Source organism: Pseudomonas graminis (assembly GCF_900111735.1).
Classification (GTDB): domain Bacteria; phylum Pseudomonadota; class Gammaproteobacteria; order Pseudomonadales; family Pseudomonadaceae; genus Aquipseudomonas; species Aquipseudomonas graminis.
In genome coordinates this window covers 23,556-33,952 of sequence record NZ_FOHW01000048.1, presented here as the reverse complement: position 1 = coordinate 33,952, position 10,397 = coordinate 23,556, and the positions used below count along the sequence as shown (strand labels likewise).

Genomic DNA, 10,397 nt, shown 5'->3' with positions numbered 1-10,397 from the left:
GTCGTCGGAGTGAGGGAACCCGACGAAGTCGGGCCCAACCAGGAGCAGGCACCCTTGGTTACTTGGGGTGCTTTTCCAAGTAACTCGCCGAAGGCGAAACGGTCTGCCCCCAGGCAGACGCTCTTGATCTTCTCTCAGCAGCACCGCTAGAGTGGCCGCAGTCACTCTCAAGGCCTTGCCACTTGACCATTCGATCAAATGCAGCCCAGTTATCTGACGTTCAGTCCGGCGCCGAGGCGTTGAATGCCTTGTTGCAGGCCTGCGGGAAAGGGGATCGGCTGGCGTTCGAGGCGATGTATCACGCCACGTCGGCCAGGCTGTTCGGCATCTGCCTGCACTATTCCGGCAATCGGGCCGAGGCTGAAGAGGTCCTGCAAGAGGTGTACATCATGACGTGGCTGAAGGCCTCTCGCTTCGATCCGCAACTGGCCAGCGGCATGACCTGGCTGGCGACCATGGCGCGCAACAAGGCCATTGACCGGCGCAGGGCCCGTCGCCCTCACGACCCTCTTGAAACGATCACCGAATTATCCACGCAGGACTCCATCGCGGACTCTCTCGAACGCGAGCAGGAGGGCAGCCAGTTGGACCGCTGCCTGGAAACCCTGGAAGAAGCGCAGCAACGCTATATTCGCGTCGCGTTCTTCGAGGGTTACTCGTACGCCGAGCTCGCCGAGCGCCACGGCATTGCGCTGGGGACGATGAAAAGCTGGATTCGTCGCGGGTTGCTTCGACTGCGCTTGTGCCTTGGCCTATGAACGAGCATCCACTGCCTCCCGACGAGACCCCGGACCTGCTGATCGCGGAGTACGCCCTTGGCGTACTCGACCGCCAAGAGCGTGATCGGGTGGAGGCGATGATTGCGCGGGAGCCTCGCCATCAACGCGCGATGGAGCAGTGGCAGGCGCACTTCGCCGAGTGGCTGGGTCAATTGCCCGCGTCCAGCCCTCCGGCGGCTACCTGGCGCAGGATTGAGCAGCGATTGTTTGCGGGGGCCAGTCATCCGCCGTCACGGGCGTCAGGCTGGTGGAACAACCTCGGGCTCTGGCGCTGGACGACAGCCGCGCTGGCTGCCGGGTTGCTGGCGTCGGTGCTGACCCTTCAGCAGCCTGTTTCGGCGCCAGCATCAGGGCCTGCACTGCTGGCGCGTCTGGATCAAAGCAGCGGCGATACGCTGTTTGCCGCCACGATCAACCCTGATCGGCGCAGTGTGCTGTTCGTCAACACACACCACAATGACTGGCCGGGCAAGAGTGCCGAAGCATGGGTGATCGCTGCCGATGGCAAGCCGCGGTCGCTGGGCCTGCTGCCCGCCAATGCTTCCGCAACGCTAAACGTAACGCCGCAACTGGCTGATCTGCTCGCCAGCGGCGCAGTGCTGGCCGTGACCCTGGAGCCGCTGAACGGGTCGCCCAGCGGGCTGCCGACCGGACCGGTCGTCGCCCAGGGAAAAATATCTTCACTGTGATGCATCCGTTGTGGCCGCTGCTCCGTATATCTCTCACCTTCATCCGAAGGACCGAAGAATCTAGGAGAAGTACCATGTTGACCATTGCCAAACGCATTGCCGCAGCCTCCTTCGCCGCCCTCTGCCTCGCTGCTTCACCGAGCTTTGCCGCCGACACCGTCATGGTGGGTGGCGCCGCCATGTACCCGACCAAGACCATTGTCGAGAACGCCGTCAACTCCAAGGACCACACCACCCTCGTTGCGGCGGTCAAAGCTGCAGGTCTGGTGGACACGCTGAACAGCAAAGGCCCGTTCACCGTCTTCGCTCCCACCAACGAAGCCTTCGCTAAACTGCCCGCCGGCACCGTCGAAACGCTGGTCAAGCCAGAGAACAAAGCGGACCTGACCAAAATTTTGACGTACCACGTCGTCGCCGGTACCCACACCGCCAAACAATTGATGGCGGACGCCAAAATGAACGGCGGCAAGGTGATGCTGAAAACCGTACAAGGCGAATCCCTCACCGTGATGCCCCATGACGGGAAGCTGTGGGTGATGGACGCTAAAGGTAACAAAAGCGCGGTCAGCATCGCTGATGTGATGCAGTCGAACGGTGTCATCCACGTGGTCGACTCGGTGCTGATGCCTTAATCACTGGCGTAATCGCTGCTGCACCCGGTGGACATCAGCTTTGTCCACCGGGGTTGACGGCCTGGCCCCGCAACGGAAGCCATGCGCACTGATCCCCCCCTCAGCTCCAACCCTCGTGCCCCCGCCGTTCCCCGCGCAGATTTATTTTCAATTCACTGCATCCAGTTCGTTTTCTCCCGGGTAGTACAAGAAGTAGCGATGGCTGCTGACCTGTTTATCTAATGGAGAGATGGCATGAACGCTAAAAAATTACTGGGTTCGTTCGGTGTTTCATTGGCAGCCACTTGCCTGCTGGCCACGGCGCCGGCGGCGCACGCGCAGATGGCGTTGCCTGACGCGGTCAAGGTTCCGGACGGTCACAAGATCGCCATGGAAACCGTGGGCGTGGGCGAGATCACCTATGAGTGCCGCGACAAGCCCAACGCTGCCGGTCAGACCGAATGGACGTTCGTCGGTCCGAAAGCGGTGTTGAATGACCGCAGCGGCAAGCAGGTCGGCACGTACTTCGGGCCACCGGCGACGTGGCAGGCCGCTGACGGTTCGAAGATCACCGGCACACAGCTCGCGGTGTCCCCCGCCGGGACGGGCGATATTCCGTATCAGTTGGTGAAAGCCAACCCTGCGGAAGGCAAGGGCGCGATGAGCAACGTCAGTTACATCCAGCGCGTGGCGACCAAAGGCGGTGTCGCGCCGAAGATGGAGTGTTCGATGGCGACCAAGGGCAAGCAGGAAGTCGTGAAATATCAGGCGGACTATATTTTCTGGGCGGCCAAGTAAGCCAGCGTCCCGCGTCATGCCGTGTCGCTGACGCACAAAGTCATCTACGCTGCACCGACGTCACCCTGGCCTTTGGGTCGGGGTATTTCTTTTCGTTGGCGGTTGAACATTTTGTCCCTACCTGAAGACTGTTTTGACTACGAAGCCTGTCTGGCTGCCTGCGCTCGAGGTGAGCGGCGGGCCTTGCACGACCTCTATGCCCGGGAAAGCGCACGTCTGCTCGGCGTCGCCAAGCGGATCGTCCGCAGCGACGCACTGGCCGAGGACATCGTGCACGACGCCTTCATCAAAATCTGGACCCGCGCCGGCAGTTACGATTCGGCGCGAGGCACCGCCCGTGGCTGGATCTTCAGCGTGACGCGGCACTTGGCGCTGAATTTCATGCGTGACAACGCGCAGACACTCCAGGTGAGCGAGCAGAGCGAAAGCGCGTTGCTGGCGGACGCTGCATCGGACGTCGCAACCGAAGCTGACAGTTTTGAATACCGCGCTCGCTCAGGGCGCGTCTACGGATGCCTCGAACAACTGGAACCGGCGCGTCGCAACTGCATTCTTCATGCGTACGTAGACGGCTATTCGCACACGGAGATCGCGCAGAAAGTGGGCGCGCCGCTGGGCACGATAAAAGCCTGGATCAAACGCAGTCTGGTGGCATTGCGGGAGTGCATGGGATGACAAGGTATCCGTCAACAGACAGTGCCGACGAACTGGACGCGCTGGCCAGCGAGTACGTGTTAGGCACACTGCCGGCCGAGCAACGACTCGAGGTCCAGAACCGCCTCGCCACGGACGCTGACTTGCGTACCGCAGTGGACGCATGGGAAGGGCGCCTGCTGGCCTTGACCGAACTGGCCGACCCTCACACTCCAGGCCCGCGGCTGTGGAGCCGGATCGAGCGTAGCCTGAACAGCCACGAACATCGGGCTCCTGCACAGACCCTCGCCGGAAAGTCGCATTCATGGTGGGACCTTCTGCCACTGTGGCGCGGACTGGCTGGCGCAGGACTCGTTGCAACCCTGTTGCTGGGCTCGATGCTCCTGACCCGAACCGCCCCGATAAACCCCACGACGTACTTGGTGGTGCTGGTCGCACCACAGAACCAGGCCCCCGGCTGGGTCATCCAGGCCAGCAACCCGGAAGAAATCCAGCTGATACCCCTGGGCGCCACCCCAGTCCCGACCGACAAAGCCCTCCAATTCTGGACCAAAGCCGACGGCTGGCAGGGCCCCGTGTCCCTTGGCCTGGTCAAACCTGGCCAGACCCTGTCCATCCCCGTAAACAAACTGCCGCCGCTGCAACCCAACCAACTCTTCGAACTCACCCTCGAAAACCCCAACGGCTCCCCGACCGGCAAGCCTACCGGGCCGATTCAGTTCATTGGGCGCGCTGTGAAAGTGATCTAGCGCTTGGCGGCTGGCGGGGACAGATTAATTTACGGTGAAGCGCTGTAAATAAATCAGTCCCCTCTAGGAGACGCGGAGCGTCGGGGGCGGCATTCCCGCGCGGAGCGGGGGAACGATCAGCACGATCAGAACCCAGGGTGTCAGGGAATTGAAATGCAGCCGAACCACCGCGTTCGCGGGCAAGCGCGCTCCTACAGGGGAATGCATTCAGCCAGTAAAGCCGCGTGCATTCAGTGAAATTGGTTGTGGTCACACCGGCCTCTTCCCGGCTGAAGCCGGTCCCACTAAAGGCAGCGCGTTCCACGAGCGGGGCCGGCGGCGAGCCCTGTAGGACCGGCTTTAGCCGGGAAGCTTTTGATCTTGATCTTCATGCGCAAAAATTCCAGACACCACAAAACGCGACTTGGGTGCAGGCTGAACGCAGACGACGCGCAGTGGGCCGAGCCGCATGGATGCGGCGAGAGCGCCGTTGCGGACATGGATGTCCGTTCGGCGCGGGCCTACGGAGCGTCGTCGGAGTGAGGGAACCCGACGAAGTCGGGCCAAACCAGGAGCAAGCACCCTTGGTTACTTGGGGTGCTTTTCCAAGTAACTCGCCGAAGGCGAAATGTCTGCCGTTAGGCAGATGCCTTTGATCTTGACTCATCCGGCACCCGACGGAAATCGCGGATCTGAATACTGGCACTCTGATATTTTCACCCAATCCCAAATGTTGGACCCCTTCTTGCAATAACCCCGATACAACGCTTCGGCGTCAAAAGATTGATTTAACGCGCAGGTGCCCATCGGTGGAACGCTCTCAGATAATCTCCCACGCCAGAACCGGATTGATCGGCCTGGGCCGTGGACAACTTGGCGTACCGCTACTGCTCCTCGTCATGCTCGCCATGATGATGCTGCCCATGCCGCCGTTCCTGCTGGACGTCTTCTTCACCTTCAACATCGCCCTGTCCATCGTCGTCCTGCTCGTCTGTATCTACGCCCTGCGGCCCCTCGACTTCTCCGTATTCCCGACCATCCTCCTCGTCGCCACCCTGCTGCGACTGGCCCTCAACGTCGCCTCCACCCGCGTCGTCATGCTCCACGGCCAGGACGGCCACGCCGCCGCCGGTAAAGTCATCCAGGCGTTCGGTGAAGTCGTCATCGGCGGCAACTACGTCGTCGGTGTCGTCGTCTTCGCCATCCTCATGATCATCAACTTCGTCGTGGTCACCAAAGGTGCCGGCCGCATCTCCGAAGTAAGCGCACGCTTCACCCTCGACGCCATGCCCGGCAAACAGATGGCCATCGACGCCGACCTCAACGCCGGCCTCATCGACCAGCCTGAAGCCAAACGCCGTCGCCTCGAAGTCGCCCAGGAAGCCGAGTTCTACGGCTCCATGGACGGCGCCAGCAAGTTCGTCCGCGGTGACGCCATTGCCGGCCTGCTGATCCTCTTCATCAACCTCATCGGTGGTGTACTGGTGGGCGTCCTGCAGCACAGCATGAGCTTTGGCGACGCCGCCAAGGTCTACGCGCTGCTGACCATCGGTGACGGTTTGGTGGCGCAATTGCCATCACTGCTGCTGTCCACCGCGGCCGCGATCATGGTGACCCGTGCGTCCGGTTCGGAAGAAATGGGCAAACTGGTCGGCCGCCAGATGTTCGCCTCCCACAAAGCGCTCGCGGTGTCGGCCGGGATCATGATCGTCATGGGCCTGGTCCCGGGCATGCCGCACTTCTCCTTCATCAGCCTGGGTCTGGTCGCCGCCGGCGGCGCCTACCTGCTGTGGAAGAAAGAGAACCAGGTCAAGCTCGCTGCGGTGCAAGAGGTCAAGCGTCAGCAAGAGCTGCTGCCATCGCCGACCCGCGCGCAGGAATCCAAGGAGCTGGGCTGGGACGACGTCACCCCGATCGACATGATCGGCCTGGAAGTCGGCTACCGCCTGATTCCGCTGGTGGACCGCAACCAGGGTGGTCAATTGCTGGCGCGGATCAAAGGCGTGCGCAAGAAGCTCTCCCAGGAGCTGGGCTTTCTCATGCCGACCGTGCACATCCGCGACAACCTCGACCTGGCGCCCAGCGCCTATCGCCTGACGCTCATGGGCGTGACCCTGGCCGAAGCCGAGATCTACCCGGACCGCGAACTGGCCATCAATCCCGGCCAGGTATTTGGCAGCCTCAACGGCATCACTGCCAAAGACCCGGCGTTTGGTCTGGAGGCCGTCTGGATCGAAATCAGCCAGCGCGCCCAGGCGCAGTCCCTCGGTTACACCGTGGTGGACGCCAGTACCGTGGTGGCAACCCACTTGAATCAGATCCTCTACAAGCACTCTCACGAATTGATCGGCCACGAGGAAGTCCAGCAATTGATGGCTCTTCTGGCCAAGGGATCGCCGAAACTGGCGGAAGAACTGGTCCCTGGCGTGCTGTCGCTGTCGGCCCTGCTGAAGGTGCTGCAGGCGCTGCTCGCCGAGCAGGTCCCGGTTCGTGACATCCGCTCCATCGCCGAAGCCATAGCCAACAACGCTGCACGTAGTCAAGATACCGCCGCGCTGGTGGCTGCCGTACGGGTCGGATTGTCCCGCGCAATCGTCCAAAGCATTGTCGGCATTGAGCCGGAGCTGCCTGTGATCACCCTTGAGCCAAGGTTGGAACAGATCTTGCTAAATAGTCTGCAGAAGGCAGGTCAGGGTCAGGAAGAAGGCGTTCTACTCGAACCGAGCATGGCTGAGAAACTTCAGCGCTCGTTGATCGAAGCGGCGCAGCGTCAGGAGATGCAGGGGCAGCCGGTTATTTTGTTGGTCGCAGGTCCGGTTCGCGCCATGTTGTCCCGCTTTGGACGGTTGGCTGTACCGAATATGCATGTTTTGGCTTACCAGGAAATTCCTGACAATAAGCAAGTCACCATCGTAGCGACTGTCGGGCCTAACGGCTGAGGTAGTGAGTCATGCAAGTTAAGCGTTTTTTCGCCGCCGATATGCGACAAGCCATGAAACTGGTTCGCGATGAGCTGGGCGCTGAAGCCGCCATCATCGGGAACCGGCGGATCGCCGGCGGCGTGGAACTGACCGCGGCCCTGGATTACAAGTTGTCTGCGCTGGCCCCACGCGTGCCCAACATCGAACTCGAAGAAGAGCTGCGCAAGACTCAATCGCGCATCGTCACCGCTCAGGCTGAACTGACCCACCGCAGCGAGCTGGACACTGTCGCCAATCGCCAGCTGTTTGTCGGTCTGGCGATGGATGACAGCAAGCAGATCGAACCGACCCTGGAAGAACCGTTCCGCCCGTCGATCCACGCCGCTGTGGCCGCCGAGCGTGCCGAGCGCAACGCCGAGCCTGCCGTCGGCGACCGTGCTTACGAAGCGATGCGCTCCGAATTGAACGGCCTGCGCGAACTGCTGGAAGTCCAGCTGGGCTCGCTGGCCTGGAACCAGCTGCAAGGCAGCCGTCCGCAGCAGGCCAATCTGTGGCGCCGTCTGCAACGCGTCGGCCTCTCCGGCCCGCTGTCCCGCGATCTGCTGGCGATGGTCCCGGAATCCGGTGATCAGGCCCATACCTGGCGCATGTTGCTCGCCCATCTGGCCCGCATGATTGCCACGCCGGACGTCGAGCCGCTGGAAGAGGGCGGGGTGATTGCCATGGTCGGCCCTGCCGGCATGGGTAAAACCACCACGCTGGCTAAACTGGCGGCCCGATATGTGTTGAAATACGGCGCGCAAAATATCGCGCTGGTGAGCATGGACAGTTTCCGCATTGGCGCTCAGGAACAGCTTAAAACCCTGGGCCGGATCCTCAATGTACCGGTCACCCACGTCGACCCGGGCCAGTCCCTGGCACAGGCGCTGGAGCCGCTGTTGCGCAAGCGCGTGGTGTTGATCGACACCGCCGGCCTGCAAGCCAGCGATCCGGCACTGCGTCTGCAACTGGAAACCCTCGCCGGCCGTGGCATCAAGGCGCGCAACTACCTGGTGCTGGCAACAACCAGCCAGAAGCAGGTGCTGTCAGCGGCTTATCACAGTTACAAACGTTGCGGCCTGGCCGGGTGCATCCTGACCAAGCTCGACGAAACGGCCAGCCTGGGCGAAGTGCTCAGCCTGGCCGTGACACACGAACTGCCTGTGGCCTATCTGACGGATGGCCCACGGATACCGGACGATCTGCATTTGCCGCGTCGGCACCAATTGGTGAGCCGGGCTGTCAGCGTGCAGATGCAGGAGGAGCCTAGCGAGGAAGCGATGGCGGATATGTTTGCGGATCTTTATCACAGCACCGGCAAGCGCGCGGGCTAGGTAGAGAAAATGACAGTGGAATTTTCCTGCATCGATGGTCTGCCAGGCATTGTTCAGGCACTGAACGTGCAGCCCGACATGTGGCTTAGGTCTAAGCAAGACAAGGTAAACAACTAACATGGGCAGCATGCATCCCGTACAGGTTATTGCGGTAACCGGTGGCAAAGGTGGCGTAGGCAAGACCAACGTTTCAGTGAATCTTTCACTGGCGCTGGCCGAGCTGGGACGTCGCGTCATGCTGCTGGACGCCGATCTGGGTCTGGCCAACGTCGACGTATTGTTGGGCCTGACCCCCAAGCGCACCCTGGCTGACGTCATGGAGGGGCGGTGCGAGCTCCGCGATGTCCTGCTGCAGGGCCCGGGCGGCGTACGCATCGTGCCGGCGGCATCGGGCACCCAGAGCATGGTCCACCTGACCCCAGCACAGCATGCCGGGTTGATTCAGGCCTTCAGTGATATCGGCGACAACCTCGATGTGCTGGTCATCGATACTGCCGCCGGTATTGGCGAATCGGTGGTGAGCTTCGTTCGCGCCGCCCAGGAAGTGCTGCTGGTGGTGTGCGACGAGCCCACGTCGATCACCGACGCCTACGCCCTGATCAAACTGCTCAACCGCGATTACGGCATGAACCGCTTCCGCGTCCTGGCCAACATGGCCCAGAGCCCGCAGGAAGGGCGCAACCTCTTCGCCAAGCTGACGAAAGTCACCGACCGTTTTCTCGACGTGGCCCTGCAGTATGTAGGCGCGGTGCCGTACGACGAGTGCGTACGCAAGGCCGTGCAGAAGCAGCGCGCCGTGTACGAAGCGTTTCCGCGTTCCAAATGTGCCCTGGCGTTCAAGGCCATTGCGCAGAAAGTCGATACCTGGCCGCTGCCGGCGAACCCGCGCGGTCACCTGGAATTTTTCGTAGAACGCCTCGTGCATCACACCAGCGCAGGGCCCGTCTCATGACAGCAAGTGGCTATCGCATGTACAGCAAATCGTCCAAAGACTCCCAGTATGAGCTGATCGAGCGTTATGCCCCGCTGGTCAAACGAATCGCCTACCACTTGCTGGCGCGTCTGCCAGCCAGTGTGCAGGTCGAGGACTTGATCCAGGCGGGCATGATTGGTTTGCTCGAAGTGTCGACCAAATACGACTCCACCAAAGGCGCCAGCTTCGAGACGTACGCGGGTATTCGTATCCGTGGCGCGATGCTTGACGAAGTGCGCAAGGGGGACTGGGCACCGCGCTCGGTCCACCGCAACACGCGCATGGTCAGCGACGCAATTCGTGCAATCGAAGCAAAAACCGGTCGTGACGCTAAAGATCACGAGGTTGCTGCCGAACTTGAAATGAGTCTCGACGATTATTACGGGATTTTGAACGATACCCTGGGCAGCCGCCTGTTCAGTTTCGACGACCTGTTGCAGGACGGCGAACACGAAGGGCTGCACGAGGACGGCGCGAGCCAGTCCCTCGAACCGTCGCGGGATCTGGAAGACGAGCGCTTCCAGGCTGCGCTGGCCGAGGCCATCGCCAATTTGCCCGAACGTGAACGTCTGGTGTTGTCGCTGTACTACGACGAAGAGCTGAACCTCAAGGAAATCGGTGAGGTCCTGGGGGTCAGCGAATCGCGGGTCAGTCAGTTGCACAGCCAATGCGCCGCGCGGTTGCGCGGTCGTCTTGGCGAGTGGCGCGCACGTTCGTGAATCAGGCGCAGGCCGTGAGGCCTGCGTGTTTTGCTTGTAAGACCGGCTGTGCAAGACGTGAGCGGGAAGCAGAAGAGACATGGCAGGAGTCGGTCGAACCGGGTCGTAGATGATCCGGTTTCGCTGCGCTCGTTCCGGTCGATCAAACCCCC

General features: G+C 61.5%; 10 protein-coding genes. All 10 read left to right on the top strand.

All coding sequences use genetic code 11. The features are described from left to right. Nucleotides 1-182 precede the first annotated feature (182 nt). A complete protein-coding gene (locus BMY98_RS24030; RefSeq protein WP_217648331.1) occupies nucleotides 183-758 on the top strand; it encodes a sigma-70 family RNA polymerase sigma factor in 576 nt (191 codons plus the stop codon). Continuing rightward, nucleotides 755-1,468 carry an anti-sigma factor gene (locus BMY98_RS24025; RefSeq protein WP_074892909.1) on the top strand — a complete coding sequence of 238 codons (714 nt, stop codon included), beginning with the start codon at nucleotides 755-757 and terminating at the stop codon, nucleotides 1,466-1,468. Before BMY98_RS24030 ends, BMY98_RS24025 begins: the two co-directional genes overlap by 4 nt. 74 nt (nucleotides 1,469-1,542) lie before the next feature. Then, complete coding sequence (locus tag BMY98_RS24020) at nucleotides 1,543-2,100, top strand: fasciclin domain-containing protein (protein WP_074892907.1); 558 nt, start codon at nucleotides 1,543-1,545, stop codon at nucleotides 2,098-2,100. A 234-nt stretch (nucleotides 2,101-2,334) separates the two neighbouring features. Further along, the gene (locus BMY98_RS24015; RefSeq protein ID WP_074892906.1) at nucleotides 2,335-2,877 is read left to right on the top strand and encodes a DUF3455 domain-containing protein; all 543 of its coding nucleotides are present in this window, start codon (nucleotides 2,335-2,337) and stop codon (nucleotides 2,875-2,877) included. A gap of 111 nt (nucleotides 2,878-2,988) precedes the next feature. Continuing rightward, a complete protein-coding gene (locus BMY98_RS24010; RefSeq protein ID WP_074892904.1) occupies nucleotides 2,989-3,552 on the top strand; it encodes a sigma-70 family RNA polymerase sigma factor in 564 nt (187 codons plus the stop codon). Further along, nucleotides 3,549-4,280 carry an anti-sigma factor gene (locus BMY98_RS24005; protein WP_074892902.1) on the top strand — a complete coding sequence of 244 codons (732 nt, stop codon included), beginning with the start codon at nucleotides 3,549-3,551 and terminating at the stop codon, nucleotides 4,278-4,280. The genes BMY98_RS24010 and BMY98_RS24005 overlap by 4 nt, the downstream gene beginning before the upstream one ends. A 788-nt stretch (nucleotides 4,281-5,068) precedes the next feature. Continuing rightward, nucleotides 5,069-7,198 carry a flagellar biosynthesis protein FlhA gene (gene flhA / locus BMY98_RS24000; RefSeq protein ID WP_074892900.1) on the top strand — a complete coding sequence of 710 codons (2,130 nt, stop codon included), beginning with the start codon at nucleotides 5,069-5,071 and terminating at the stop codon, nucleotides 7,196-7,198. Between the two features lie 11 nt (nucleotides 7,199-7,209). Beyond that, nucleotides 7,210-8,553, top strand: coding sequence for a flagellar biosynthesis GTPase FlhF (gene flhF, locus BMY98_RS23995; RefSeq protein ID WP_074892898.1), 1,344 nt, complete (start codon nucleotides 7,210-7,212; stop codon nucleotides 8,551-8,553). Between the two features lie 118 nt (nucleotides 8,554-8,671). Continuing rightward, nucleotides 8,672-9,505: a flagellar synthesis regulator FleN gene (gene fleN / locus BMY98_RS23990; protein WP_074892896.1), complete on the top strand. Its 834-nt coding sequence runs from the start codon at nucleotides 8,672-8,674 to the stop codon at nucleotides 9,503-9,505. After that, on the top strand, nucleotides 9,502-10,245 hold the full coding sequence (fliA, locus tag BMY98_RS23985) for an RNA polymerase sigma factor FliA (protein WP_074892894.1): 744 nt from the start codon (nucleotides 9,502-9,504) through the stop codon (nucleotides 10,243-10,245). Before fleN ends, fliA begins: the two co-directional genes overlap by 4 nt. Nucleotides 10,246-10,397 lie beyond the last annotated feature (152 nt).

Bases quoted from the DNA above. Each gene is read 5' to 3' on its own strand.
- BMY98_RS24025 (WP_074892909.1), top strand. From the start codon at position 755: ATGAACGAGCATCCACTGCCTCCCGACGAGACCCCGGACCTGCTGATC.
- BMY98_RS24020 (WP_074892907.1), top strand. From the start codon at position 1,543: ATGTTGACCATTGCCAAACGCATTGCCGCAGCCTCCTTCGCCGCCCTC.
- BMY98_RS24015 (WP_074892906.1), top strand. From the start codon at position 2,335: ATGAACGCTAAAAAATTACTGGGTTCGTTCGGTGTTTCATTGGCAGCC.
- BMY98_RS24005 (WP_074892902.1), top strand. From the start codon at position 3,549: ATGACAAGGTATCCGTCAACAGACAGTGCCGACGAACTGGACGCGCTG.
- flhF (WP_074892898.1), top strand. From the start codon at position 7,210: ATGCAAGTTAAGCGTTTTTTCGCCGCCGATATGCGACAAGCCATGAAA.
- fleN (WP_074892896.1), top strand. From the start codon at position 8,672: ATGGGCAGCATGCATCCCGTACAGGTTATTGCGGTAACCGGTGGCAAA.
- fliA (WP_074892894.1), top strand. From the start codon at position 9,502: ATGACAGCAAGTGGCTATCGCATGTACAGCAAATCGTCCAAAGACTCC.